At 68.6% G+C, this 24,751-nt stretch carries 24 protein-coding genes and 1 pseudogene; 10 read left to right on the forward strand and 15 right to left on the reverse strand.

Translation table 11 applies throughout. The features are described 5' to 3' along the window. Positions 1-599: 599 nt before the first annotated feature. From LPA41_RS20300 to LPA41_RS20310, 3 genes are read right to left on the reverse strand one after another with little or no spacing between them, the layout of a single operon-like run. Positions 600-1,010 (reverse strand): type II toxin-antitoxin system VapC family toxin, encoded by a 411-nt coding sequence (locus LPA41_RS20300; protein ID WP_229072222.1) that lies wholly within the window; start codon positions 1,008-1,010, stop codon positions 600-602. Further along, the gene (locus tag LPA41_RS20305) at positions 1,007-1,285 is read right to left on the reverse strand and encodes a type II toxin-antitoxin system Phd/YefM family antitoxin (protein ID WP_229072223.1); all 279 of its coding nucleotides are present in this window, start codon (positions 1,283-1,285) and stop codon (positions 1,007-1,009) included. The genes LPA41_RS20300 and LPA41_RS20305 overlap by 4 nt, the downstream gene beginning before the upstream one ends. Further along, a complete protein-coding gene (locus LPA41_RS20310; RefSeq protein ID WP_229072224.1) occupies positions 1,215-1,919 on the reverse strand; it encodes a tyrosine-type recombinase/integrase in 705 nt (234 codons plus the stop codon). Before LPA41_RS20310 ends, LPA41_RS20305 begins: the two co-directional genes overlap by 71 nt. A 418-nt stretch (positions 1,920-2,337) precedes the next feature. On the opposite strand from LPA41_RS20310, the gene LPA41_RS20315 reads away from it, so the two are divergent. Beyond that, positions 2,338-2,922: an RICIN domain-containing protein gene (locus LPA41_RS20315; RefSeq protein WP_229072225.1), complete on the forward strand. Its 585-nt coding sequence runs from the start codon at positions 2,338-2,340 to the stop codon at positions 2,920-2,922. A 318-nt stretch (positions 2,923-3,240) separates the two neighbouring features. On the opposite strand, the gene LPA41_RS42475 is transcribed toward LPA41_RS20315, so the two are convergent. Together LPA41_RS42475 and LPA41_RS43310 are read right to left on the reverse strand one after the other, a co-directional pair. After that, complete coding sequence (locus tag LPA41_RS42475; protein WP_229072347.1) at positions 3,241-3,381, reverse strand: type II toxin-antitoxin system Phd/YefM family antitoxin; 141 nt, start codon at positions 3,379-3,381, stop codon at positions 3,241-3,243. Between the two features lie 58 nt (positions 3,382-3,439). Further along, positions 3,440-3,499, reverse strand: a pseudogene (locus LPA41_RS43310) (type II toxin-antitoxin system prevent-host-death family antitoxin); the annotation flags it as partial. Positions 3,500-3,808: 309 nt separating this feature from the next. On the opposite strand from LPA41_RS43310, the gene LPA41_RS20330 reads away from it, so the two are divergent. The 4 genes from LPA41_RS20330 to LPA41_RS20345 all read left to right on the forward strand — a co-directional run bounded on the left by LPA41_RS20330 (position 3,809) and on the right by LPA41_RS20345 (position 8,113). Next, positions 3,809-4,102: a hypothetical protein gene (locus LPA41_RS20330; protein ID WP_229072226.1), complete on the forward strand. Its 294-nt coding sequence runs from the start codon at positions 3,809-3,811 to the stop codon at positions 4,100-4,102. A 77-nt stretch (positions 4,103-4,179) separates the two neighbouring features. Further along, positions 4,180-7,518, forward strand: coding sequence for a DEAD/DEAH box helicase (locus LPA41_RS43025; protein WP_229072227.1), 3,339 nt, complete (start codon positions 4,180-4,182; stop codon positions 7,516-7,518). A 65-nt stretch (positions 7,519-7,583) separates the two neighbouring features. Beyond that, complete coding sequence (locus LPA41_RS20340) at positions 7,584-7,847, forward strand: type II toxin-antitoxin system Phd/YefM family antitoxin (protein WP_229072228.1); 264 nt, start codon at positions 7,584-7,586, stop codon at positions 7,845-7,847. An 8-nt stretch (positions 7,848-7,855) separates the two neighbouring features. Next, positions 7,856-8,113, forward strand: a complete 258-nt coding sequence (locus LPA41_RS20345; RefSeq protein WP_229072229.1) for a Txe/YoeB family addiction module toxin — start codon at positions 7,856-7,858, stop codon at positions 8,111-8,113. Positions 8,114-8,161: 48 nt separating this feature from the next. Here the strand turns inward: LPA41_RS20345 and LPA41_RS20350 are convergent, their stop codons facing one another. From LPA41_RS20350 to LPA41_RS20370, 5 genes are all read right to left on the reverse strand, one after another. After that, complete coding sequence (locus tag LPA41_RS20350; protein WP_229072230.1) at positions 8,162-8,635, reverse strand: UPF0158 family protein; 474 nt, start codon at positions 8,633-8,635, stop codon at positions 8,162-8,164. A 31-nt stretch (positions 8,636-8,666) separates the two neighbouring features. Continuing rightward, positions 8,667-9,947, reverse strand: coding sequence for a plasmid pRiA4b ORF-3 family protein (locus tag LPA41_RS20355; RefSeq protein ID WP_229072231.1), 1,281 nt, complete (start codon positions 9,945-9,947; stop codon positions 8,667-8,669). Positions 9,948-10,042: 95 nt separating this feature from the next. After that, positions 10,043-12,181 carry a glycosyl hydrolase gene (locus LPA41_RS20360; protein WP_229072232.1) on the reverse strand — a complete coding sequence of 713 codons (2,139 nt, stop codon included), beginning with the start codon at positions 12,179-12,181 and terminating at the stop codon, positions 10,043-10,045. Further along, positions 12,178-12,957 (reverse strand): HlyD family secretion protein, encoded by a 780-nt coding sequence (locus LPA41_RS20365; protein WP_229072233.1) that lies wholly within the window; start codon positions 12,955-12,957, stop codon positions 12,178-12,180. Before LPA41_RS20365 ends, LPA41_RS20360 begins: the two co-directional genes overlap by 4 nt. Positions 12,958-13,068: 111 nt before the next feature. After that, positions 13,069-14,676 (reverse strand): glycosyltransferase family 2 protein, encoded by a 1,608-nt coding sequence (locus LPA41_RS20370; protein WP_229072234.1) that lies wholly within the window; start codon positions 14,674-14,676, stop codon positions 13,069-13,071. Positions 14,677-15,340: 664 nt separating this feature from the next. On the opposite strand from LPA41_RS20370, the gene LPA41_RS20375 reads away from it, so the two are divergent. After that, positions 15,341-16,537: a hypothetical protein gene (locus tag LPA41_RS20375; RefSeq protein ID WP_229072235.1), complete on the forward strand. Its 1,197-nt coding sequence runs from the start codon at positions 15,341-15,343 to the stop codon at positions 16,535-16,537. A 2-nt stretch (positions 16,538-16,539) separates the two neighbouring features. Continuing rightward, positions 16,540-16,866: a hypothetical protein gene (locus tag LPA41_RS20380; RefSeq protein WP_229072236.1), complete on the forward strand. Its 327-nt coding sequence runs from the start codon at positions 16,540-16,542 to the stop codon at positions 16,864-16,866. Positions 16,867-16,919: 53 nt separating this feature from the next. On the opposite strand, the gene LPA41_RS20385 is transcribed toward LPA41_RS20380, so the two are convergent. The 3 genes from LPA41_RS20385 to LPA41_RS20395 form a co-directional block, all read right to left on the reverse strand. Continuing rightward, positions 16,920-18,125 carry a hypothetical protein gene (locus LPA41_RS20385; protein ID WP_229072237.1) on the reverse strand — a complete coding sequence of 402 codons (1,206 nt, stop codon included), beginning with the start codon at positions 18,123-18,125 and terminating at the stop codon, positions 16,920-16,922. Between the two features lie 446 nt (positions 18,126-18,571). Then, a complete protein-coding gene (locus LPA41_RS20390) occupies positions 18,572-18,973 on the reverse strand; it encodes a helix-turn-helix domain-containing protein (RefSeq protein WP_229072238.1) in 402 nt (133 codons plus the stop codon). Then, a complete protein-coding gene (locus LPA41_RS20395) occupies positions 18,954-19,352 on the reverse strand; it encodes a hypothetical protein (protein WP_229072239.1) in 399 nt (132 codons plus the stop codon). Before LPA41_RS20395 ends, LPA41_RS20390 begins: the two co-directional genes overlap by 20 nt. Positions 19,353-19,492: 140 nt before the next feature. Between LPA41_RS20395 and LPA41_RS20400 the strand changes: the two genes are divergently transcribed. The 3 genes from LPA41_RS20400 to LPA41_RS20410 are packed head-to-tail and all read left to right on the forward strand — an operon-like array spanning position 19,493 to position 21,616. After that, the gene (locus tag LPA41_RS20400) at positions 19,493-20,125 is read left to right on the forward strand and encodes a hypothetical protein (RefSeq protein WP_229072240.1); all 633 of its coding nucleotides are present in this window, start codon (positions 19,493-19,495) and stop codon (positions 20,123-20,125) included. A gap of 1 nt (position 20,126) precedes the next feature. Then, complete coding sequence (locus LPA41_RS20405) at positions 20,127-20,588, forward strand: hypothetical protein (protein ID WP_229072241.1); 462 nt, start codon at positions 20,127-20,129, stop codon at positions 20,586-20,588. A gap of 53 nt (positions 20,589-20,641) precedes the next feature. Next, the gene (locus LPA41_RS20410) at positions 20,642-21,616 is read left to right on the forward strand and encodes an ABC transporter substrate-binding protein (protein ID WP_229072242.1); all 975 of its coding nucleotides are present in this window, start codon (positions 20,642-20,644) and stop codon (positions 21,614-21,616) included. A gap of 34 nt (positions 21,617-21,650) precedes the next feature. Here the strand turns inward: LPA41_RS20410 and dctP are convergent, their stop codons facing one another. Both dctP and LPA41_RS20420 read right to left on the reverse strand, forming a co-directional pair. Continuing rightward, the gene (dctP, locus tag LPA41_RS20415) at positions 21,651-22,661 is read right to left on the reverse strand and encodes a TRAP transporter substrate-binding protein DctP (RefSeq protein ID WP_229072243.1); all 1,011 of its coding nucleotides are present in this window, start codon (positions 22,659-22,661) and stop codon (positions 21,651-21,653) included. Between the two features lie 27 nt (positions 22,662-22,688). Beyond that, on the reverse strand, positions 22,689-24,713 hold the full coding sequence (locus tag LPA41_RS20420) for a bifunctional diguanylate cyclase/phosphodiesterase (RefSeq protein WP_229072244.1): 2,025 nt from the start codon (positions 24,711-24,713) through the stop codon (positions 22,689-22,691). Between the last annotated feature and the right edge of the window lie 38 nt (positions 24,714-24,751).

The following is a 24,751-nucleotide window of genomic DNA, read 5'->3' on the forward strand; positions in this document are numbered from 1 at the left end:
ACACCGTGCCGGAGGTCCTGCGCACCGGCGTGCCTAGATTCGCGGCTGAAGTGCGACGCCATCTTGGTCCGCCGGGCCTGGTTACGCAGCCGTCCGAGGCGGCTGAAGAAAGGTAAAAATCAGGCTAACGGGCTGGCCCGAATACCTCTTGAACTGGTCAAACGTCCCGGCAGTGGATAGCCGGTGACGATGATCGGGCGGTTCGCATGGTGCAACGTCCGGCTCACGTTAATCTTGTATGCGAACCACTGGCCGGTGGTTCGCTGTCGCCGGTTGCTGGTGAAGCGCCGCAGGCGATTACCTGTCCTGCGCGGGTGTATCCGCTCAGTGATACCGAACGCGATGCCCCTGGCCACCGAGGCGGTCGTGGATTGCCACGACGAGCGTGAGCGGCTCGGTGGCCTCTTCGCCATGAGATTGAGAACAAGCTGGCGGTGCCGTTCGGCACCGACTTTTCTCGGTGCCCGGTGGTGGTGGAGCTGGTGCGGCGAGGCGGTGACGCGCGAGGTCGAGCAGGGCTGTTCCGACCGGGCGACGCGCTCGCGAGTGAGACCGCCGGGCAGGGGAGAAGGCCGTCTGCCGGCCGTTGGGAGAGGGGTTCACTCCTGGCCGGGACTCGCCGTGGGTAACCCTGCGGCCTTGGCGCTGTCGAGTAGTCGCCGGTCGTAGGTGACGAAGGCCAGCAACTCCGACCCGGACTCGTTGGTCAGGACCTGTGCGGTGGCGAGATGGATGGCGTCGAGGCTGCGCAGTGTCGGTTCGGCAAAGGCGGCCGCTGTTGCGCGGATCGTGTTGTCGATCTCCAGCCGGAACAGCCGTCCGACTGCGGCCGGCACGCCGACCAGTGCCTGTGGGGCTGACCGGCGCAACGACCTTGGCACTTCGACCTCCACGAGAGCCGATGAGACGAGGGGTGCATCGCTGTGGGTGTTGAGCCAGGCGACGAGTTCGGCGCTGTGTGCCTCCTGGCGGACGAGTTTGACGACGGCGGCGGAGTCGAGATAGATCACCAGCGCTCCTCGTCGCGCATCTCGGCGAGCGTCGCGGCGACGTCGATGTCGTCGTCACCGAACTTCGGTGGCAGAGGAACCGGACCGCCGCCGACAGGGGGAAGCGCCCGTCCTGCGGCTACCAGTTTTGCGAGGGCGGATCGGTCCTCGCCCACCGGCACGAGTCGGGCGACTGGACGCCCCCGGTCCGTGATTTCGACGGTTTCACCGCCCCTGACCCGGGCCAGCACTTGACTGGTGTTCTGGTTCAACTCTCGGACACCGATGCGCTCCATGCGGCAATCGTAGAACACTATGTTCTACGTCGCTAAGGCTTCGAGTGTTGGTGCGAGTGGCTCCTGACGGGCCGCATCCGCAATGGCCTCTATGCTTTGAACTGGTCAGACGTCCGGCCAGAGGGTTGCCGAGAACGATGGCGTGGTTCGCATGGTGCAACGTCCGGCCCACGTTTCTGGCCTGCTTTTTCGCGGGCGGCCGGACAGCGTCGCAGGCCGGCCCGGCGTGATCGGTCCGCAAACAGTCCGCACCACGGTCGGTCACTGCCTGATCAAGGCGATCGGCGACCGCATCGAGGTTGTCCTCGAGGAGGTCCGCGCAGACATCCAGGGTCATGGCTGCCGAGGCGTGGCCCAGCATGCGCTGTACGGCCTTGACGTTGGCACCCTCCGCGACGGCGAGACTGGCTGCGGTGTGTCGCAATTCGTGTGGGGTGAGCCCGGCGAGCCCCACCGCGGTTGCCGCACGATCAAGAGCCCGCCGCCGGAAGTTGTTGTTGCGTAGGACTCCGCCTTCCGGTGACGGGAAGGCCAGATCCTCGCGGTCGCGGCCAGCGATCACGCTCTTCAGCGGGTCCGCCAGGAACCTGGGGAACGGCACCGAGCGGCGGCCGCCCAAGCCGCCTAATGGCATGCCTGGGCGGCGGCGCAGCCGGTGACCATCAACGTCGCTGACCTGGGCGTCGACCGGATGTTCGATCCGCTGGTCTACCGGCGAAGCGCCTGACCCTGCATGCCCTGCGCGCGGATGGGCGAGACGCGTTCTTCGCGCTGGTGCGGTCCTGGGCGGCCGAACACCAGCATCGGACCGTGACGACAGAGCAGGTCCGGGCGCACGCCATGCGGTTCACGCTGCAGCCGTTGGGCAACCCGTTCGAAGCGTGGCGGGACCGGCCGGCGTTGCCGCCGCTGACCCGCTGAGCTCGTCGTTCAGCCAGCTCGCCGGGGATGGGCGCGCTCATGCATGATTTTGGGTGACAATTCCACACCCATGGGGGGCATCGATGTGTAATGATTTGGTTTCATAGATGATCTTCGCTTGAGGAGCAGGCTTGAAGTTACGGCGTATTGTTCACGGTTTCGTGGCGGCACTCATGGCCACAACGGCGTTGGCGGTGGTGACTCCAGCGGCTGCCCAGGCCGCGGACACCTGGCTGACGCTCAAGGTCAGCAAGGAGGCACCCAACTCGGACTCGCTGTTCATGGCGATCCGTGGTGGGGTCAGCGCTGGAGCCGGAGCTGACGCCCTGGTGTGGACGCTGTCGAAGGTCAACGGTCGGGTGGTCGGTGACCAGCAGTGGAAGCTGCAACCCGTGGGCTACGCCGGTCAGGTCTGGATCCGGAACGCGGGCACCGCGAACCAGTTCGCGCTCTCCGTCAAGGGCAACAGTGCCGCCAACGGCACGCCGGTCGTCCAATGGTGGTTCGACGCGACCAACCTGTACCAGCGTTGGTTGCCCATCGAGGTCGGCACGAACGGCAATTACACGCAGTTCGAGAACGTCGCCACCGGGAAGTGCCTGGCCGTCGAGGGCGGCGGTGCCGAAACCATCCCCCGGGGTGCACGGCTCATCCTCTGGAATTGCACCAGAGGCCTCGACCAGCAATGGGCGGATTACCTTGCCTCAGTTTCCTGAGCGGACAGCCCGGACGATGGCCAAGCCCGCGTAGGCGGCCATCGAGATGCTGATATCAGGGTCAGGCCGGCTGGGCACTCGTCCCAGGCGGCCTGACCGTTTCCGCCGACTTCCCCGAGCCGGTCCCTGAGTCCTACGGCATCGCGGCGGTCCACCCCGACGACTTCCTCTCGACCAACTCGATCTCTACCCCGGCTTGACCATGGACGTGCTCCGCCGCCGAGCCGCGTCCTACCGGCGAGCGCGCCTGGTAGTGCAGCCGTCCGAGGCGGCAGGAGGCGGGTACAAATCAAGCTACGTGGTCGGTCCAACTGGGCTTCACTCCTCGGGACCGACCTCGCGTTCGGTGGCTCGGCCGGCCCGCCACTGCTCGACGCTCTCGATGAGGCGCTTGGCGTTGGCGGGGAAGCGGAGCAGGTAGTTGGTTTCCATGATCGAGTCCCAGTCTTCCTTGCTCACGAGGAGCGGCGTTGCCGCGGTTGGAGACGATCTCGATCGGGGTGTGGTCTTCGTTGACTCGTTCGATGAGCGGGAAGAGTGACTTGCGCGCCTCGCTGGCGCTGATCGCCGAAGTCATGATGCCTCCCGGAGTTGTACCGAATGCGGAGTCACTTTCGATGCTGAAGGTGAGCCCGTTGTTGCCGCCGTCAACGGCCTCCCAGCACTACCGCGCAATGCGTGAGTTGGTCAAACGGTGTGTTGGGGCCGTGTGCTGGAGGCGCCGCGCGGGAATAGATCAGCGTGGTGTGCTCGCGCCGCGTCGTCGTGAGCGAGGCTGTCGGCGTGGTGGACGAGTTGGGATGAGGCTTATGGGAATCGAGGATCGGTGATGGTTAGGCGAAAGGCTGACGGTGCGTCGAAGGATTTCGTCGGTCGGTGGCGGATCGTGGAGATGGAACTGTGGGAAGCCGATGACATCGATCTGGTGGGGCCGGCTTTCATCGAGATCGACCCGGATCTCCGCGGCGAGTTCCGGTTCATCGCGGTCGACGGTGGGTTGGACTGCCGGGCGGTGGAGCGGACCGGCCGGGCTGGCGTCGAGTTCTCATGGCAGGGCAGTGACGAGGGTGATGAGGTCAGCGGGCGGGGCTGGGCCGCGGTTACCGATGACGGTGCCCTTGAGGGGCGGATCTTCTTCCATGACGGTGCCGATTCGGGTTTCCGGGCAGTGCGTCTGTAGGCAGGCTCGACGCCGAGCATCGGCGCCGGGCTGAAGCGGCCGAGATCTGGTCGGCTTCCCCTTGACGGGTACGTAGTGTGCGTCGCTTTTCTGATGTGCCTAGAGTTGCCTCTTGGCTCGGGCGAAAGGCGACGATGGCGAAGTTGTTCCTGTCTCCGAAGGAGGCGGTTCTCAGCGAGCTGGTCGGGATTCGCGCCTTCCAGCAGGCGCGAACAGTGCTGGCCGCGGGGGAGATCGTCGATCCGACGATCGGCTCGGACGGGCTGGCGGTCGGTAAGGTCCGGGCCGGCGGGGTGGTGACCGGCGAGGTCGTTTCCGGGCCGGAGCCGGCCTTGAACGGCTCCTGCACCTGTGCCGATGCCGGCTGCGTACACCTGATCGCGCTGATGATCGCCATCGAGCAGGACGAGCAGGACAAGCAGGACAAGAGAGGCAAGAAAGACCAGCGGACGCCGAGCGCAGCGGCACCACTGCCGGCGCAGCGGCGGACGAGGGCCGCCCGATGGGAGTCGCAGCTGTCGGCACGGCTGCGTGACCTGGCCGGGCCGCCGCCCCTCCCGGAGCCCTTGGAGCCGGAGATCGGCCTGCAGTTCGAGCTGGTGGACGCCTACATTCCGGAGGCGCGCAGGACAGGGAAGCGGATCTCGATGCGCCCGGTCATCCCGGGTCGCAGGGGCTGGGTGCGTACCGGAATCAGCTGGCAGTCGCTGGGCTACGCCGGGGGACGCTCGCCGGAGCTGGAGCATCACCGCCAGCTGCTTGCCGAGATCACCAAACTGCCCGGTGCTTACACGCGCTATTACAGCAGCGGTGCCAGCGGGAACATCTACCTCGACGAGTTCGGCACCCGACGGATCTGGGATCTGCTGGCGGAGGCGCAGGAGTCGGGCTTACCGCTGGTGGAGTACGGCAGCAAGGCCCGGCCGGTGATCGTGGCAAGTCGTCCGGCGCGGGTGTCCATGCAGGTCGACAACGTGGATGGTGACCTGTCGCTGCAGGCCGTGCTCCAGGTCGACGGAATACCGGTCGACCTGGAGAGCACCCTTTTCTTCGGCGAGCCGGCGCACGGCATCGCCTCGTGGCGCGGACGTGGCGCAGCGGAGCCGGCTGAACGGGTGCTGCGGCTGGCTGCGCTGGCCGGTCCGTTGCCGCGTGCGGCTCGGAAAGCTCTGGCGGCCCCGGGGATTCAGATTCCCGGTGAGCAGCAGGAGAAGTTCTTCGCCGAGGTCTACCCCGGCCTGGTCCGGCAGATGGAGGTCCTGCCGGCCGGGCCGGCCGTGATTCTGCCGCAGGTGGGTGCTCCGGTCCTGACCGTGACGCTGAGCGCCGAACGCGGGCATGATCTGCGGCTGTCCTGGGAGTGGGTGGTCGAGGTGGGCGGTGAGCGGCACGGCGACCCGCTCTGGTCACCGAAGCTGCCGGACGAGCAGGCCGGCCTCGTACGGCGGGTGGTTGATCTTGTCGGGCCGCGCCTGCCCGGTCTGCTGGAATCCGGTCCGCAGGGTCCCCGGCTGGCCGCCGAGTCGGTGCTGAGCGGCGACGCGATGATCCATTTCTTGGGTACGGTGTCTGCCGAACTGGTCGGCCTCGGTGTTTCGGTGATCGAGCCGGAGGACTGGGACCTGCAGGAGAGCGAAGCGGAACCGGTGATCACGTTCACCGATGCCGCGCAGACCGACGAGCGGGACTGGTTCGACCTGTCGGTCCGCGTCGAGGTGGGCGGTGAACAGGTCGACTTCGAGGCGCTCTTCGTCGCGCTCGCCCGGGAGCAGGAGTTCCTGATCCTGCCCACCGGTGTCTACTTCGGCCTGGACCGGCCCGAGTTCCGGCAGCTGCGCGAACTGATCGCCGAGTCCCGCGAACTCACCGACAGCCCGCCGGGTGTGCTGCGGGTCGGCCGGTTCCAGGCCGGCGTCTGGGACGAACTCGGTGAGCTGGGGGAGTTGGCCGGTCAAGCGGCGGATTGGCAGCGTGCGGTGGCTGCGCTGAGCCGGGCGGGCGTGCTCCTGGACCAGCCGGTGCCCGACGAGGTGCAGGCCGAGCTGCGCCCGTACCAGAAGGAGGGTTTTCGCTGGCTGGCCGCACTGCACGACAACGGCCTCGGCGGGATCCTCGCCGACGACATGGGCCTCGGTAAGACGCTGCAGGCGCTCGCTCTGCTGTGCCATGCCCGCAAGCACGGCCGCTTCCTGGTCGTGGCGCCGGCCAGCGTCGTGCACAACTGGGCGGCCGAGGCTGCCCGCTTCACCCCGGATCTCGACGTCGTGGCGATCACCTCCACCGCGGCCCGGCGAGGTTCCGGCCTGGCGGAGGCGATCGGACAGGCCGACGTGGTGGTCACCTCGTACACGCTGTTCCGTCTGGAGTACGACGACTACGCGTTGCTGGACTGGGCCGGGCTCGTGCTCGATGAGGCGCAATTCGTGAAGAACCCGCAGTCGCAGGCGTACAAATGCGCTCGTCGCCTCCCGGCGCCTTTCAAGGTCGCCATCACCGGTACGCCGATGGAGAACAACCTGGCCGAACTGTGGGCACTCTGCTCGATCGCAGCCCCCGGCCTGTTCCCCCGCCTGGATCAGTTCACCGAGTACTACCGCCATCCGATCGAACGCGACCGCGATCAGGACCGGCTGGCCCAGTTGCGCCGCCGGATCCGCCCGCTGGTGCTGCGCCGCCGCAAGAGTGAGGTGGCCGCCGACCTGCCTGCCAAGCAGGAACAGGTCGTCGACGTCGATCTGTCGCCCGGGCATCGCAAGATCTACCAGCGTTACCTGCAACGGGAGCGGCAGAAGGTGCTGGGCCTGCTGGGTGACCTCGAGAAGAACCGTTTCGAGATCTTCCGCTCGCTGACGCTGCTGCGGCAGGCCAGCCTGGACGTGGCATTGGTCGACGAACAGCACCGCGCGGTCTCCTCCACCAAGCTCGATCTGTTGGTGGAGCAACTCACCGACATCGCCGCTGAAGGGCACCGCACCCTGGTGTTCAGCCAGTTCACCCGGTTCCTCGGCAGCGCCCGCGACCGCCTGGAGCAGGCCGGCATCACCTGTGCGTACCTGGACGGCACCACCCGCGACCGCAGGCGGGTGATCGAGGAGTTCAAGACCGGCACCGCACCGGTGTTCCTGATCAGCTTGAAGGCCGGCGGCTTTGGCCTGAACCTGACCGAGGCGGACTACTGCATCCTTCTCGACCCGTGGTGGAACCCCGCGACGGAGGCGCAGGCCGTGGACCGGGCACACCGCATCGGGCAGACCCACAACGTGATGGTCTATCGCCTGGTGGCACGGGACACCATCGAGGAGAAGGTGATGGCGTTGCAGGCACGCAAAGCCGAACTGTTCGCCGGAGTGATGGACGGCGGCGAATTCTCCTCCGCCGCCCTCACTGCCGCCGACATCCGAGAGCTCCTTGGTTAGGCGTCCAGTCCAGGTCCAAGCCCATCCACCGGAGTACAATTTTCTGTACTTCCCTGGAGGTGGAGATGCGAACCGTGAACTTCACGCAGCTGCGGCAGAACCTTGCTGCTGAGCTCGACAGCGTGGTCGATGATGCCGAGGAGTTGGTGGTGACCCGCTCGGGGCACGAGCCGGTCGTCATTGTGCCGCTGGCCGAGTACGAGTCGATGAAAGAGACCGAGTACCTGCTCCGTAGTCCCAGCAACGCCGAGGCGCTGCGCCGATCGATGGCCGAGTTGGACAGGGGTGAAAGCCACGAGCGGGCGCTCGTCGACCCTGCCACGGTGTAGGACGTGGCGTGAGGCTGACCTTCTCTACGACGGCTTGGTCCCAGTATCTCGGTCACACCGACCGCAAGCTGATCAAGCGAATCAACGACTTGATCGCGGACGTCATGCGTAACGGTTACGAAGGCATCGGGAAGCCCGAACCGCTTCGCGGAGAGTTGTCCGGCCTCTGGTCGCGGCGTATCGACCGGGAGCACCGGCTCGTCTACCGAATCAAGGACGGTGACGTCGAGATCGTCGCCTGCAAGTATCACTACGGAGACAGATGAATCCGGCCGGCGCCCGGGCGATGGACGCGAGCCGGAGCACTGATGGGGTCAGGGCACGGACGGGTCGGGATGCTCGGCGAAGAAGCGTTTCGCGGCGGCGTCATCGATCAGCGATTCATCGCGTAACCACTCGACGGCCCTGCGGGCGGCCCGGGTGTCACGGAAGCCGTACCAGGGCTGCAGGAGGTGTGGGTACTCCTCGTTCAACTCGTCCTTGAACCGGCGGAACCCGCCGCGGCCCCTGATCGCGCGGGCAAGCCGCTGGGCGGCTCGATTGTCGCTGACAAGGTCGATGAAGTCCGCCATGTCCTGCTGCCAGACGTACGACGGCAGGGGCCGGATCACGAGTACATCCAGATCGTCGAGATCCACGGACTTCTTGCCGTCGATGCCACCTTCCCGGGTCCACAGGCCGATCTTCCCGGTCTCGGGGTCGATCAGATGCCGATACTCGTCGTCGAGGTTCTGGTCCGACAGGGCGGACGCGATCCCGTCAAGGTCGAACCGCTCGATCTCCAGCACTACGCCTCCAGGCGAGTCCGTCCCACGCCGGTCACCGGCTTGGCGTTCCGGCGAATACCACCGTGGAGATGCGCCGGTTGGCGTCGGCGGGGTCGAAATGTTCGGGATCGAAGGTGTCGCCCTGCTCCAGGCCCAGCCACTGTCGTAATTCGTGGTGATCAGGGTGGCCGGGGTCGGCGAGCGCGTCGAGCAGGCCCTGGTAGCCGGGGGTGCCGCCGCAGTCTTCCGGTGGGCAGGCGCGAGCACCGTCCGTGCAGGCCGGGTACTGCGCGGACGGCTCGGCGGGTATCAGCTTCTCCAGCAGCACCTCGTGCGTCCAACTGTCGCCGAAGTCGTACTCGTACTCGAACGTGTCCCCTTCGCCGGCGGCCAGGTCGCCGAAAGAGGCCGTGCGTTCGTCGATCATCGGGAGATCGGGGTCGGGCGGGCCGTAGTGGCCGGTGGGATGGATGAACATGTGCAGGTGGGAGTTGGTCCAGCCCATCGCGGCCTGGATGACCTGATCGAGCCGGTCCAGGCGCATCGTCGTGGGCACGAGCAGGCGCCGCCACACCGGCGGATCGGTGTCCAGCAGCGTGACCTTGATCTGAGCGATCTGGTCACCGGGCCGCACGGCACCGAATCTCGCGCGGAGCACCTGCTCGGCGGCCGGGGACAGGCGCAGTGTCTCGCTGTCACCGAGCAGCGCGCCGAGCGCGATCAGCTCGCCGGCGGCGCGGCGCAGGTCGAGGTCGGTGGCCTTGCGGAGGCGGCTCAGTTGCTCAGTGGTGGCCTCGTCCAGGTAGTAGCGTGCGGCGAGGGCCGACCAGACCCGCTCCTGCGCCTCATCGACGCGCACGGCGCCGGCATGCTCCGCAAGGCAGCCGAGGAGTACGGCGATGCCGTCGGCGAAGCTGTCGTCGAGCAGCGAGGCGGCCCAGCGGGGCGGGCAGAGAGCCGGGCCGAGTTCGCCGAAGACCGTGAACATGGTGGTCCACAGGTCCACCGGCCGGTCCAGCAGACGCTGATTCTTCTTCACCGGCACCAACCGGCCGTTCACGACTCGGAGCAGTCCGGCCGCTTTCGCCCAGGCCAGCACGACCGCCAACCGGGGAAGGTCGGCGCTGCTGCGGGTGCGGAACTTCCGGGCGCCGACCGTCGGGTCGATCCTGTCGCCGGTTTCCAGAAGGTCGACCAGGTGCCGGGCGTCAGCCATGGTCAACTGGCCGGTCTGGGTCAGTTTCCGGCCCGCGCCGACCCAGCGGGTCAGGGCGGTCACCTGCCGCACGGCGGTTGCCGACGCGGCCGCGGCGGCGAGGTCCTCTTCAGACATCCTGTGCACCGATCAGTTGGCGGGCTGCCATGGGATCCGCCCAGCCTTTCATGCCGGGCGGATCAAGCATGGCGCGAACCGCCCGCCTGCGGAAGCTAGCCGCCGGGCGCCCGGAGGATCTTCGGGGCATTCGCGGGACCGAACGCCAGCGACCCCACCGGCGCGGCGGTTTTCGGCTGTGGGGGGCCGAGCACGGCCAGGGCCTCGACCCAGTAGCGGACCATCGCGCGGCTGGTGCTCTCCTCGCGGGTGACTCCCGCGTCGAGCCGCCGGCGGGCGGCTTCGGGGTCGGACAGGGCCAGGTCGGCGGCGAAGAGGTTGCCCCAGACCTTGGGTTTGTCGCCCAGTTCCTTCTGGCGGGCGGCGGACGGGCCGCGGTAGAAGGCGCCGGCGGTCAGCGGCAGCAGCTGGATGCCGAGGACGGATTCGGGCTTGGGATCGAACCAGGTCGCATAGTCGATTTTGGCGTCCCAGACGATGCCCGCGGTGGTGTGGGCGTACCCGGCCTCGCGGGTGAGCCCTTCGCCGAGCCAGTACATCCGGGCCGTCGCCGCCTCCAGCGCGTAGTGGGCGACGCCGTACCCGGTCATCTCGGCGTTGTCGCGGATCGCCCCCCAGCGGACCACTGCCTCCCAGGCTGCCACCGCCTCGCTTGACGACTCCTGGTTGTTGCCGTCCGCGAAGGGGGCGAACCCGGAAGCGGCCGAGCTGCCGAGGTAGGCGTTGAAGGCCCGGAACGGCGGCAGCCCGCTCGCGGGTCCGATCGCCAGCGACCCGGCGTAGTCGCGGACGATCAGGTCGACCACGTCGCCGTAGTCGCGGGCGAATCCGGGATCGGCGATGGCCAGCACGGCGGCGGCGCGGACCAGGTAGCCGTACTGGAAGTGATGGTCGTTGTAGTCCTGGGCGCCGAACTCGGCCGGGACGGCTATCAGCCCACCCCAGGTCGGGTCGTAGCCGAAGTACCGGCCGTCGGACGGGCCGGTGTGGGTCAGCCAGTCGACGAGTTGCGGCCGGAGCAGGTCGAGCGCCGCCGTGCGCTGGGTGTCCGCCCCGGTGGCGGCCGCGACCTCGGCGATGGTGGACAGCCGGCCGAGTTCCTTGAGTCCGAAGTAGCTGCCGCCCGCGCCGGGCGGGTCGGCCAGGTCCCGGTCCAGGTCGGCGAGCACGGCTTCGGCCGCCGCCTCGCTCAGCGGCACCTTCGGCATCGCGGTGAGCAACCCGGGCATCGGGGTCGTGACCTGCACCGCCTCGGCGGTGACCAGGGACATCGTTCCCCGCGCGTCCGGATAGGAGCCCGCGAGGGGCGCCGGCCCGGCGACCAGGCCGGCCTGGTGGTGCGGCAGCAGGGCCCACGCTCCGGTTCCGCCGGCGGCCCGGCGCGCGGTGAGGGTCTGGGTGACCGTTCCGGCCGTGGCGTCGTACGCCGTGGTGGCGGTGGTCCGCACGATCGGATCGCCGGTGCTGGCCTGTTCCCAGCTCGTTTGATCGGCGCCGAGCGGCACCCGGGCGACGGCGAGTTGCCGGCCCGAGCCGGTGATGGTGGTTCCGCTCTGCGCCAGGTCGGTGCCGAGGACGTCCCAGCGCCCGCCCGCGATGTCGAGCCGGGCCCGGGTGGCCGAGCTGCCGACGTCGCGGAAGGTGCCGGTCAGCGTGGGCGCCGCCCCGTCGAAGCGCAGCCACACCACCGGGCTGCCCTGCGCGAGTGTGACGTCGACCCGGCCGCCACCGGCGATCTCGACCCGCAGGACGACATGGAACGCGCCGTAGCTGACGACACTCACGGCGCCGGTGGCCGCGCCGACGGTGAGGGCGGGCACGAACGGGGTGATCACCGCGTTCGCGGACGCGGTGAGTGACGCGCCGCTGATCTGCACACCGCCGGCGGCGGCCTGCACGGCCAGCGGGTGGGTCCAGATCGGTTGGGTACGGGGCCCGGTCAGTGCGGAACTCCACCACTGGTTGGTCGGCACCGCTTGGCCCGTGAGGTCGCCGGCCTGTGCGGGCGCCTTGGCCGGTGCGGAGCCGGCCGGCAGCTTCTCGGCGATGCTTCCGCTGCCGGTCACCACGGGAACGGTGAGCGGTGACGCGGCGGCGTCCTCCATGACCGTGCCGGAGTTCTGCGCCGGCGCGGCCGGGACCCGGTCCGCCGGCGCGGCGTCCGGCGCGGAGGTGCAGGCCGGCAGCGCGGTGAGCGCCGCGATCACGGTCACGGCCAGTACGCGGCGGTTCATGCGCTGTTCACAGCGGGGGTGCTGCCGGCGGCCGTGGTGGTGTCGACGACCACGGCGAACTGCAGCCCCGGCACCAGCGTCCGCACTGTCGCACGGGCCGCCGGGTCCGGCCGCAGCACGACGGTCAGTTCGTCCTCGGCGCTCGCCTGCTGGCCGGCGTCGACCTTCGGCTCGACCTTCTCCAGCGTCGTGGTTATCCGGCTGGACAGCCCGGGTCCCGTCACGTAGGCGGTCATCCCGAGCCGGAACTTGCGCAGCTCCTCGAGCGGCACGTCGACCGCGAAGGCGACCTTGGCCGGGTCGTACAGGGTGACGATCGGCTCACCGGCGCGGGCGATCTGCCCGGGAGCGACGTGGATCTTGGTGATGATGCCCGCGGCGGGTGCCTGCAGCTTCTGCACCCGGCGCGTGTCCCCGTCCCCCTCCGCGGTCAGGGTGATGGTGGCCAGGACCGCGCCGGCGGTGACGCTCGTCCGCTCGGCGGTCAGCATCTCGGTGACGACGGCGGCATCGGCCGAACCAACAGTGATCGGCTGCGCGGTGAGCACGGCGGTGCCGGCATCCACCATGTTCCGTTCGGCGAGGCGCTGCCGCACGATGTGGGTGCCGCCCGCGACGGCCGCGGCCAGCAGGATCAACACCACCAGGCTGGTACGCGCGACCCGCAGCACACTCCGTCCGCGGCGCTTCGGCGGCGGTTCTGCCGGTGCGGTGCGCTGGATGACCCTGGTCGAGTCGTTGTCGTAGGTTCGAGCATTGTCGATCGTGGCGCTCATGGTCGTACCCTCTCGGCGGTGTTGCCCGGGTCAGGCGGCAAATGGTGGCGGGCGCAAATGGTGCCGGGCGTGGATTGGTGGCGGCGCTGATCGTCGCGGGCGGAGCCCGACTCAAGCGGTGGCCGCGACGTGCTGCGGCAGGGTGGCGGATTGCCCGGCGGGCGGGCGCGGGCCCGCCGGCGACCCGGCCGGCGGCGTCGCGCCCTGCCGGATCCGGCCGCCGGTGACCGATTCGAGGATCATCCGGCCGAGAATCAGAACGATCATGGAGGCCCAGCCGACGGACAGCCAGGTCGGCGCCGGATCGGCCATCACGAGGACACCGACCACGATGGCGGTGACGTTCAGGACCAGCAGCGCGAACAGGGGCATGACAGCCCACAGCGACCGGGTGCCGTCCCCGCCGGCGTTGGTGACCTTCCACTTCGCCGGCCGGCCGAGCAGCACGCCGCCGAGGGCCCGCAGATGTACCGGCGTCGCACCGATGCTGGCCACGATCGCCGACAGCTTGAACCCGCCCGACTGCAGCCAGGTGACCAGCAGCACGGCCGCCTGGAACGGCAGGTAGTGGGTGGCCCAGGCGAAGCCGTCGGCGCGGATCGGGCTCAGTGCGAAGAGGAGGTAGAGCGCCGGGAAGAGCATGAAGGTCAGCATCGCCACGGACAGCAGGTAATGCGTACCGCAGAAGAGGTATTGCAGTCGCTGGTCGATGGTCAGGCCGATGCCCCGCTTGAACAGCCGCCCGCGCAGCAGCACCTCGAAACCGCCGCCCGCCCAGCGCAGCTGCTGCTTCAGATAGGACGGGACATCCTGCGGGGCCAGCCCGCGGGCCAGCACCTGCGGGACGTAGATGGATTTCCAGCCGCGCTTGTGCAACTCGATCGACGTCCAGATGTCCTCGGAGTTGCTGCCCGTCCAGATGCCGCCGATGCTGTCCAGCGCGGCCCGCCGGAACATCACGTTCGTACCGACGCAGAAGGCGGCGTTGAAATGGTTCTTTCCCGGGCAGACCAGCTCGTAGAAGATGCGCTGAGCCTCGCCGGAGCCGGTGGCGACCAGATTGACGTTGTTCGTGTAGAACTGCGGGGACTGGACGAACGCCACGTCCGGGTCGTGGAAGTGCGGCAGGATGCTGAGCAGGAAATTCGGCTCGGGAACATGGTCGGCGTCGAAGATGACCACGAACTCTCCGTCGGTCCGGGCCAGCCCGGCATTGACGTTGCCGGCCTTCGCGTGCGCGCCACCCGGGCGGCGCAGATAGCCGATGCCCACCTCGTCCGCGATCTCGCGCAGCTCGTCGCTGTCGCCGTCGTCGAGCAGGAACGTCCGGTGCGGGAGATCCATGTCGCGGGCGGCGATCATGGTGCGCCGGACCAGCGCCGGTTCCTCGCCGTACGCGGTGATGAAGACGTCGATGGACGACACGTCCGAGCCGGCTCGCAGCCGATTGCGCCAGACCGTGGCGTCCACGGGTTCGGGCCGGTCGTCGTGGGCCAGGATGGTCCACCACGTGCCGATCAGGTGCAGGGCGGTCAGGCCTTCGGCGGCCAGCATGGCGAACCAGAGCCAGCCCGGCCCGCGGTACGCCGGGTTGAGCAGGAACAGCTGATAGAACAGCGTGGCGGCGAGCGCCGCGATGATGGCGACGCGCGTCGAACGCTGCAGCGGCCGCCATGCCAGGCGCGCTGCCCGGACCGGCGGAACTGGCGGTGCCGTCATGGATGCCCCCGAAAGCCGTCGATATCCAGCACCGTGGATCGGGTGCCGTAGACCAGGGAACAGGAACATTCACCGACGCGCGACCCACTCGTCCCGAACGTTTGTATTCGGCGCGGGTTACGGATTCAAAAAATGCACGCCTTCATGATCTTGGCTCGCCGTCCGCACCGTCCTGAGCTGGCGATAAACATTGACCATGTTAATTCTGGGTGACCGGCCGGTCTCTTGGAATGCGCTATGTAAGGGAGGTCAGTGGGTGAGGTCACATGGCCGCGCCGGCGAAGTGACGCGCTTTATCCATGCGACCGAAACGTCGCTGAAACGGCGAACCCCAATTCGATCAACGGCGCCTCTACGGCTCGCTGAATCCGGTCGGCGTCACGGCGTTGCAGTGACGGCGTCGATCGTCGCAGGCGGCTTCGCGGGCACCGGGCGATCTCGTGCCCACGCGGGTCAGCCGCGCATGCCATTGAACAGCCCGCGATGAACAGCGAGACGTTGTCAGGTCCTGATAGTCGTTCTCGCAGCTCTGCGGAGATCGCCCTGCGGCTGATGCCCGGCATGAACCGGGCGGTCGGGATATTGGTAAACGTCGGAGAAAGTCGGATACGAACCCGGGTGGGCTCGTGCCTGTCGGTCTTCAACGAGGTTCGGAGTGCCCGGGGTGAGCAATCCGCTGGTCGCTGAGGTGCACAGCTCCACCACGTGGTCCTCCGGGTTGGGGTTGGTGGAGGACGCCCGGCAGGTCGGTGACGGGATACGGGACAACAGCTGGGTGGATGTCACACTCGGCGGGCTCGGCGGCAGCCTCGACGCCCTTGCGGTGGCGGTCGATCCGCTCGGCTCGCTGTTCGCCTGGGGAGTCGGCTGGCTGATGGAGCATGTCAGTCCGCTGAAGGACGCACTCGATCAGCTTGCGGGCGACCCGGACGAGATCGCTGCGCATGCCGCTACCTGGCGGAACGTCTCTGCCGCTGCCGCCGAGGCCCACCGGCAGTACGGGGCGGCGATCCGCGCGGATACCGCGGACTGGGTCGGGATGTCCGCCGACGCGTACCGTGCCCGGGCCGTCGAGCAACTCGCCGCGGCCGGGGGGATCGCGACGGCCACGAACGCGATCGCGTACGCGGTCGAGGGTGCCGGTCTGCTGGTCGGAATGGTCCGGGAAATCGTTCGCGACCTGATCGCCCAATTCGTGGCGACGCTGGCCGTGCGGTTGCCACAGTGGCTGGCGGCGGAAGGAATCACGCTCGGCCTGGCCACACCGATGGTGGCGGCACAGGTCGCGTCCCTGGTTGCCCGATGGGTCGACCGAATCCGGCACTTCATCCGGGCACTTCTCGACAGCCTGCGTCGCCTTGACGGAAAGCTCACCGAACTCGCCGGAGTCCTCGACCGCCTCACGCGACTGTTCGGACGGCCGAGTCGTACCGGCCCGGTTGCGGGGCCGGCCCCCGGTAGGGTCGAGGCCGGTCTGTTCCGGGAAGGCGACGGTATCGTTCGTAACGGCGCGAAAATCCTGATGAGCAGGGAGAACGTCATGGCGGTCGCGGAGAAGTTCGGGATCGACATGAGGGACGTCCGGTTCTCTTTGGACAAGATCCGGCGCGGGTCCGGCCCCGGCAAGGAGTTCTACGGTGTGACGCTGCCGGACGGCGAGATCAAACTGGCACGGGACGCGTTCCTGGACGAGCAACAGTTGGCTCGGACCCTGGCGCACGAGACGTTCCATCTCCATGAACTGCGCAGCGGAATGACGTATCCGTGGAACGAAGCTGACCGTGCCGCCTACGAGATTCGTGCGTACGCCTACGAGGAGCAGTGGTGGCAGACGAAGAAGCACTTGTTGGACCCGGAGTAGCGATGACGGATTCCAGTCGCAGGTGGGAAGCCTGGTTCGACGCCTTCACGAAGATCCGGGACGCGTGGCCGACTCGGGTGGATGTCCCGTGCCCGGACGGTGATCAGGGGAAGCTGTGCATCACGTACACGGGAAGTCGCGATTCAAGGGTCGGTTTCGCGACGATGTGGTGCGACGTGGGTCGTGACGGCATCTTTCTCCCCCGGGTCGGCATTCCTGAGGGAGCGGAGATGCTGTCCTTCGATGCTACGCCGGAGGAACGGGCTGCCGTCATCCCGGACATCAGCCTCATCCCGACCGACCCTCACGTTCCGGATGGGACTGACTGACGTCGCCGTTGGGCCTTCCGTACGCGATCCAGCGGTGATTCGCATGCGCACCGTTACGGGGCATTCGGTGACCAGCCCCAGCCGGGCTTCGAATCGGGGAATTGGTCCATGTAGCGGATGCAGGCCTCGCGGAACGGCAGGTCGGTGGGGGAGACCCGGGTTCCGGCGATCACCTCGGCGGGATCGGCCAGGTCGTGACGCCACACCGTCAGCTGGGTCTCGAAGAGGCCACCGCCGACGAGGGCGGCGCCCAGCGCAAGGCCGACCGAGAGAACCATGGCGACGCCGGTGCGCACCGGGTCGCAGCCCAAACTCGGATGGAACCAGGGATCGTCGTCGTCGGGGAGGGTGGCCGGGTCGACGGGGGCGGAAAGGTAGCGGTGCAGGATCAGGCGGACCCAGTCGCCGGTTTCGGGCAGGCCGACCTCCCAGGAGTTTTCGTTGTCGCCGTGCCGGTCCAGGCCGCCGAGGAGAGTCGACTCCTGTTCGGGGCGGAGGACCACGCGCCTTGCCGTGTGGACGTCCGTCACCACCTGGAGGTCGGGCATGATGGTGACGCCGAGCAAGGTGCGGATCGTGGTGCCGGCGGAGTCCATGATGGAGGACAATGCCGCTGCTCTGGGCATGTTTCCGGAGGAGTCGACGGACACCGCGCCACGGTACACTTTCCCGTCGGCTGGTCGGCTCCGTCCGGGAGTGCCTGGCGTCCGGTTGCGGCTCACTCGTAGTGGTACCTGCAGGGGGGCCGCCGTGCCGGTGCCGGCGGCCAGGGCGAAGATGAGGCCGATGTCGCTGGACCAGGTGCTGAAGATGTCGTGGTCCGCGGCGGGTACGCCGAGCAGCTCCCCCATCACCGCCAGGGGCAGCCGGTCGGCGAAAGCCGCCACGAAATCGGCCCCGTCGAGATCGTCGGCCAGCGCTTCGATGGTCGTTCGGATGAACGGTCGCAGCAGGTCGACGGTGCGCGGCGTGAACGAGCGGCCGACGAGCCCGCGTAGCCTCCGGTGGTCGGCGCCGTCCCGGTTCACGATCATCGGTACCCACCAGTCGTGGATGGGCCCGGACGTGATGCCGTTGCGGCGCAGGTAGTCGTCGCCGCCGTGGTCGAGGCGACGGTCGCGGAGCAGCTCCTGGGCCTGGGCGTGACGCAGCACGAGTGGGCCGAGCGGGCTGTCGGCGTACCAGTGCTCGTCCTGGGCGGCGGACACCTCCGGCGCGGAGAAGCCGAAGGCCGGATCGATGACGTCGATGAAAGGCATGTGTCCTCCGCCCAATGGAGTGCTGTCACCGAGTGTGCCCTGCCGGCTACCAAGAGCAGAATGCTCGTTCAGCCGCGCCCGCCGGACGGCACTGCCACCGGTGTGAACGCGGGCGCGAAGTCGCGGGCGAATCCGGCGATCCCGCGTGCCGGGCGACCGGTGATCGCCTGGACGTGGCCGGTCGTCCGCTCGAAGCCGCCGGCGCGGATCAGGCCGAAGACGCCGGCCAGGTGAGCGGCGAGCCAGTCCGGCAGATCTGCTGAGCGGCCCGGATCGGCTGGGCGGACCGGGTCGGTCCGAGGTCGTCCATCGGCGTACCGCGGTGTCGATGTATGCCGACAGGTCTTCCGGGCCCCAGTACTCCGCGATCTGAACCTCCCGGAGGATCGCGGTCAACCTCCTGGGCGCGGGTGGGACGGGTTCCGACATCGGTGCTGTGCCGGCGCTCAACGCCTGATCAGTGAAGTGAGGTCAACTTCAATGTCTTTGCCGGCGATCGTGACGACTACGCGAGGGCGGTCGCCGGCAGCAGCGAGATAGTTGGCGAGCGTCGACAGCAGCATGTCCGGACGACTCTCGATGCGGCTGATCTCCGACTGGGCAACACCCATGGCCCGGGCCAGTTCGACCTGTGTCAGATCGGCCGCCTTGCGTACCGCTGCGAGATTCTCGGCGTAGACACGGTCGGTTTCCGCCATTTCGGCGCGGATGGTGTCAACGCGCTCAGTTGCGCCGTGCCGCGCTCGCAGGCGAGCGATGCGCACCTGCGCGGCCTCGGTGCCGACAAAAGTGATGGACTCGGACTCGGACTCGGACTTGGCTGGTCGCCTATTCATCGTCGCCTCCATCGGTGAGTTTGAGGTAGGCCGCGATCACCTGGTCGGCGCGGCTGCCGACGCTGTTGTAGAACACATCGCCCATATGGGCCATGTCGTTGCCGAACAATACGATCAACGGCGGCTCATCGGGTGGGAGCCAGACGATCAGGCGGATGGCGATGCCGTCGCGAAAAGGGTGCGAGATCCGCCAGACCTGGTGTCTGCCGGATTGCCGGACGCGTCTCAGGGTCGGCGTGTCATTCACCGGTGGTTCTTTGAGATCCTGCAGGTACTCCAGCATCGCATTGACGAGGTCGAGTTGGTCGTGTGCTCGGCTGTGTCCTGCGGCTGCTCTGCGTTCGAGCTCGGTCAGCCACGTGTCGAACTCGCTGGACCAGTCGATCAGCACCCCTCGAATATAGCACCAACAGCATAGTTGGCCGTTCAGTCACCTGTGGTGCTCGGGATTCGTGGCTCTCTCAAGGGGCTGATCGCAGCGGTCGGCGCCGATGTCCGGGGTCTTGCCGTCGTCGCCTAGCCTTCACGATCGTGCAGCGCAGCGGAAGTGTCCTCGCGCGAGCGGCGGCCTACCTGTCGGTCTTCCTCGTGGCCGCCGTCGTCAACATCGTGGTCGCCACCACGTCGGTCCGGCCGGATCTGGTCGCTGTGGTCGGCGTGCTCATCTGGGCCGTACCGATCATCGTGCTCTATGTCGCCGCCCCGTGGTCGTACCTCAATGCCCGCGTGGTCTGGCTGCTGGGCGCCTGGTTCGCCAGCGCCTTCCTGATGGGGATGGTGGCCTGGGGATTCTGGGCCCTGGTCCTGCAGCAGCGGGGTGAGCAGGTCACCGCTGTCGTCGCCGAGGTGCACGGTGGCAGTGACAAGGGGACCACCACCTATTCGCTGACCCGTGACGGCGTGCCGATCCCGGGGCGGCTGATGACGTGGCCGGGCAACGACGCGGTGTTCACCGAGGAGGCGTGGGGGTCGCTCGGTGATCGGGTCACGGTGATCCACGACCCGGACGGGCTGGTGGATCCGCGGCTGCCGGGGGAGGTGGCGGAGGCTGTCGACACGGCGCCGCTGATGGTGGGGCTGATGATCGTGGGGGTGGCCGGTCTGTGCGTCAAGGCGGCGCGGGCCCGGGAACGTGAGTACGGCGCGGCAAGGCAGGGGAGATGACATGGGTCTTTTGTGCGATTACTTCCGGGCTCCCGGTGTGGTCGAGGTGCGCAGCCACATGGACGAGGACGACGCCTTCTCGCCGGTTCCCGAGGTGTTCGACGGGATCGAGCTGAAGGGCATCGATCCGACCATCGTCCTGGGCCGGCTGGTCGGTCTGGTGACGGGCCAGGAATGGGCCCCCGATCTGGTCCGGTACCGCCTGGTCTGGCCGGAGGGCGGGGAGCAGGATCTGGAGCACGAGGGGCCATGGGTCACGGTCCTCGACGACCGGGTCCGTGACCTGCTCGCGGGCGTCGCGGCGGAGCGGGTGCCGGACCTGGCCGGGCGGTGGGCCGCCACCGAGGAGTTCGGCCGGCCCGGTGACGCGGAGTTCCTGCGTGACGTGGTGTCCGATCTCGCGGCCCTGGCGGTGCGGGCGCGTCAGCACGGCGAGTCCCTCTACTGCTGGATGAGCCTGTAGCGCGAGTGCCGCACAAGCCACGATTTCGGCTATAGCGGGCTTATGCTGCAACGATGATCGCCAGGGTCTGGGGCGTCTGTCTGGCCGGCCTGCTTGCCGCCGGTGCGCTGGGATGTGGCGGCGGCCAGAGCCCGCCGGCCGACGACGACGGACCTGTCGTCGTGGGGTTCTCGCAGGTGGGGACGGAGAGCGCCTGGCAGGTGGCGAACACGGAATCGATCCGGGAGGCGGCCGCGGCGGCGGGCGTACGCCTGGAGGTGCGCGACGGCATGCAGAAGCAGGAGCAGCAGATCGCCGACATCCGTGCCTTCCTCGGCAGTGGCGTGGACGTCATCGTGCTGTCCCCGGTCGTCGAGTCCGGCTGGGACGCGGTGCTCCAGGACGCCAAGGACGCCGGCACGCCGGTGATCCTGGTGGACCGGACCGTGGACACCACCGACACGTCGCTGTACGTGACGGCCCTGGGCTCCGACTTCGTCGCCGAGGGGCGCACGGCGGGGGAGTGGCTGGTCGAGCAGTACCGCGAGGCCGACGGGCCGGTCCGGATCGTCGAGATCGAGGGCACCACCGGCGCGGCCTCGACCAACGGGCGGCTCAAAGGCTTCGCCGAGGCTGTCGCGGTGGACCCCGACCTGCAGGTGATCGCGTCCCGGGACGGCGGCTTCACCCGGGAGCAGGGTGCGCGGGTGATGGCCGGTTTCCTGAAGAAGTACGACGACATCGACGTGGTGTTCGCGCACAACGACGAGGAGGGTCTCGGTGCGGTCGACGCCATCGAGGCGGTACGCAAGCGGCCCGGCACCGACATAAAGATCATCACCGTCGACGCCACCCGGGCCGGTCTGACCGCTCTTGCCCAGGGGAAGCTCAACTACGTCGTGGAGTGCAACCCGCTCCTCGGTCCCCAGCTGATGGAGCTGGTCGAGCAGGTCGCGGCCGGGCAGACCCCGCCGCGGCGGGTGCTCACGACCGAGACCGCCTTCGACCAGGAGAGCGCCCGGGCCGCCCTGCCGGGCCGTAAGTACTGATCGAGCCCTTGCCGGGCGCACGTACTGAGCGGTCTCAGTCCGTCTCGGGCAGCAGGGTGGCCAGGTCACCGAACGTCCCGCGCTGCGTGCGCAGGACCGACGCGAGCGCCTTCCGGAAAGCCGGGATGTCGGCGTCCCCCGGCACCGCGCCCAGCTTCTTCGCGCGGGCGATGTGGTCGGCCGTGGCGGCGTTCCAGAGTCGCACCTGCTCGACCTGGGTGAGCCGGCCCGCCTCCAGGATCGCCTCCCGGTCCGCCGCCGGCAGGCCGGCCAGCCAGCTCCCGCTGCCGAGCAGCACGTCGACCGCCTGCTGATGCCCGGTCCAGGAGAGGTGCGGAGCGAACGAGACGTGCTGCTCGGTGACGTAGAAGACGACGCTGTTCTCGGCGCCGTCGATCAACTGCTGTTGCAGCGCGGACGTGATGTCGTTCGTCGCCAGCGGCACCGCGTCCGCCCCGAGCGCATTGATCATGTCGATCGACACGATGTTCTGGGGTGCCCGGATCCGCATGCCCTTGAGGTCGGCGGGCGTGTGCACCGGCCGCAGATGGTTGTAGAAGTGGCGGTCGCCCGCGTAGAAGTAGGCGATCACGACCAGGTCGTGCTCCTCCAGGATGGCGGCGCAGCGCCGGCCCAGCTCGCCGTTCAGCGACTCCAGGCACTGCTCGCGCCCGCTGAAGGCGTACGGCAGGTTCGCCACCCCGAGCCGCTTGTCGTAAGCGGTGAGGTTCGCCAGCAGGGTCTTGCAGAAGGCGACCCGGCCGGTGCGGACCATCTCGGTGACCCGGCTGTCGGCGCCCAGGGCACCGCCGGCGTTCACCTCCACCTGGTACCGGCCCATGGTGAGCTCGCCGACCTTGCGGGCGAAGTACTTCTCCGCGGCGACGATCGGGCTGCTCTCGTGCACCGGCTCGCCGAGCTGGACGGCGACCGGTGCCGCCGGTGCCGGCGAGTCTGTCGTCTCCCGGCCGCAGCCGGTGACCAGCCGCAGGCCGAGGACCCCGCCGGCGGCGCACGCCGACCTCATCAGGAATCGACGATCCACGTGATCACGGTAGCCGGGGCCGCGCACTCACATGGCGCTTATCGCCATAGTCGTCACCGGTGAACGATTCAGCCAGTCGGTCAGCTCGGCGGCCGGAAGCGGCCGGCTGATGTGGTAGCCCTGCGCCTCGTGGCAACCGAGCCCGGCGAGCATCCGCAGGGCCTCCTCGGTCTCGACGCCCTCCGCGACGACCCGCAGGTGCAGGTTCAGGGCCAGCTCCACCACCGCGCGCACGATGGTCTCGTCGCGGGCGTTGTCGCACATCTTCATCACGAAACTACGGTCGATCTTGAGTTCGTGCGGTGGCATGTCGCGTAGGTGGGCGATCGAGGAGTATCCGGTGCCGAAGTCGTCGATCGAGAGATGGACGCCGTACGCCCGGAGCTCCCGCAGCACCTCGCCGGCGCGCAGCAGGTCGCCGATCATGGCGCTCTCGGTGATCTCCAGGGTCAGCAGATCGGGGCGTACGCCGTGCCGGGTCAGCGCCTCGCCGACCGCCGCCGGGAACGCGTCGTCGCTGAGCGACCGGGCCGGGATGTTCACCGACACCGGCATCTCGTGACCGGCGCCGGCCCACCGGGCGGCCTGCGCGAGGGCCTGGTCGAGCACCTCGGCGGTGATCAGGTCGATGAGCCCGGTCTCCTCGGCCAGCGGGATGAAGGCATCCGGGCCGAGCAGCCCCCGGACGGGATGCTGCCAGCGGACCAGGGCTTCTACCCCACATGGCGTACGCGTACCCAAGTCGATCTTGGGTTGGTAGAAGACGACGAGTTCGCCGCGTTCGACGCCCTGCCGCAGCTCGCTCTGCAGGCCCAGCCGGCTCGCGTCACCGCCGTCCAGTCCCGGTGCGTAACCGGTGACGCCGCCGTTCCGGCGTTTCGCGGCGTACATGGCGACGTCCGCACGCTGCAACAACTCCGCCGGGTCGCGGCCGTCGGCGGGATAGCAGGAGACGCCGATGCTCGCGTCGATGTCGACCATGTACCCGCTCAGCGTGATCGGCCTGCGCAGCGCCTCCAGGACGCGGCGCCCGTCCGCCAGCGCCGCCGCCCGGTCCGCGGCCGACGGCAGGATGATCGCGAACTCGTCGCCGCCGAGCCGGATCACGGTGTCACCGGGCCCGCACGTGTCGGTCAGCCGCTGAGCCACCTCGCACAGCAACTCGTCGCCGGCGTGATGTCCCAGAGTGTCGTTGACCTCCTTGAACCTGTCGAGGTCGATGAGCAGGACGCCGAAGTGGGCCCCGGGGACAGCATCCCCGCGTACCGCTGCCTTCTCGCCGTCGCGGACCGCGGCGCCGAGCCGGTCGTGGAACATCGTCCGGTTGCCCAGCCCGGTCAGCGGGTCGTGGGTCGCCTCGTGCAGGCGCTGCTCGGCCTGCCGCTCCGCCCGCCGCTGATACCCGACGAGTACCACCGCACACACCGCGAAGAGCAGCAGGACCACCGGGATCATCAGACCCGCGACCGTCCGCAGCAGCACGGCACGCCGGTCCACGCCCTCCAGGTAGTCGGCCAGGGACTGCTGGCTGCGGTAGACGTTGTTGAGCACCTCGTCCCGCAGCGGCGCGAAAGCCAGCGCGGCCAGCTCCGCGTAGCCGTAGACGTTGGCGCCCTTCTCCGTCCCGTCCATGATCTCGACGACGATCCGGCTGTAGTTGGCGTACGCCCCGCGGATCGCGTCCAGCTCCACCTGGCTGACCGCCTGATGCTGCTGCAACCAGTCCAGGTCGGCGCGCGCGGAGTCGAGCGTGGCACTCAGCTGGACGGCCCGGTACTCCGTGCCGCCCGTCGCCAGGTACTCCCGCAGGGCCGCGTCCTGGGCGTTCACCCGCACCGAGATGTCGTTCAGCACCTTCGTGACAGCCTGGGTGCGGCGCACCTCCCGGGTGGCCTCCGCGGTGACCGTGGAAGCGAGCACGGCCGAGGTCGCCAAGGTGGTGATGCCCACGGCGGTGCCGGCGATGGCCGCCCGTGCCGTGGCGCGACTGGCCGTCAACCGGCGCCACCACGTCCGCGACTCCGCCCGGTCCGCTGATCCACGTCCCTTCACGGCGTCTTCTTCGGCGGCCCGGGCCCGGACCTGACACT

It is taken from the genome of Actinoplanes sp. DH11 (assembly GCF_020873875.1).
Classification (GTDB): domain Bacteria; phylum Actinomycetota; class Actinomycetes; order Mycobacteriales; family Micromonosporaceae; genus Actinoplanes.

Bases quoted from the DNA above. Each gene is read 5' to 3' on its own strand.
- LPA41_RS20380 (WP_229072236.1), top strand. From the start codon at position 16,540: ATGACGGATTCCAGTCGCAGGTGGGAAGCCTGGTTCGACGCCTTCACG.
- LPA41_RS20410 (WP_229072242.1), top strand. From the start codon at position 20,642: ATGATCGCCAGGGTCTGGGGCGTCTGTCTGGCCGGCCTGCTTGCCGCC.
- LPA41_RS20305 (WP_229072223.1), bottom strand. From the start codon at position 1,285: ATGGAGCGCATCGGTGTCCGAGAGTTGAACCAGAACACCAGTCAAGTG.
- LPA41_RS20390 (WP_229072238.1), bottom strand. From the start codon at position 18,973: ATGGAGGCGACGATGAATAGGCGACCAGCCAAGTCCGAGTCCGAGTCC.
- LPA41_RS20360 (WP_229072232.1), bottom strand. From the start codon at position 12,181: ATGAACCGCCGCGTACTGGCCGTGACCGTGATCGCGGCGCTCACCGCG.
- LPA41_RS20355 (WP_229072231.1), bottom strand. From the start codon at position 9,947: ATGTCTGAAGAGGACCTCGCCGCCGCGGCCGCGTCGGCAACCGCCGTG.
- LPA41_RS20365 (WP_229072233.1), bottom strand. From the start codon at position 12,957: ATGAGCGCCACGATCGACAATGCTCGAACCTACGACAACGACTCGACC.
- LPA41_RS20385 (WP_229072237.1), bottom strand. From the start codon at position 18,125: ATGCCTTTCATCGACGTCATCGATCCGGCCTTCGGCTTCTCCGCGCCG.
- LPA41_RS20340 (WP_229072228.1), top strand. From the start codon at position 7,584: ATGCGAACCGTGAACTTCACGCAGCTGCGGCAGAACCTTGCTGCTGAG.
- LPA41_RS20405 (WP_229072241.1), top strand. From the start codon at position 20,127: ATGGGTCTTTTGTGCGATTACTTCCGGGCTCCCGGTGTGGTCGAGGTG.
- LPA41_RS20370 (WP_229072234.1), bottom strand. From the start codon at position 14,676: ATGACGGCACCGCCAGTTCCGCCGGTCCGGGCAGCGCGCCTGGCATGG.
- LPA41_RS20310 (WP_229072224.1), bottom strand. From the start codon at position 1,919: ATGCCATTAGGCGGCTTGGGCGGCCGCCGCTCGGTGCCGTTCCCCAGG.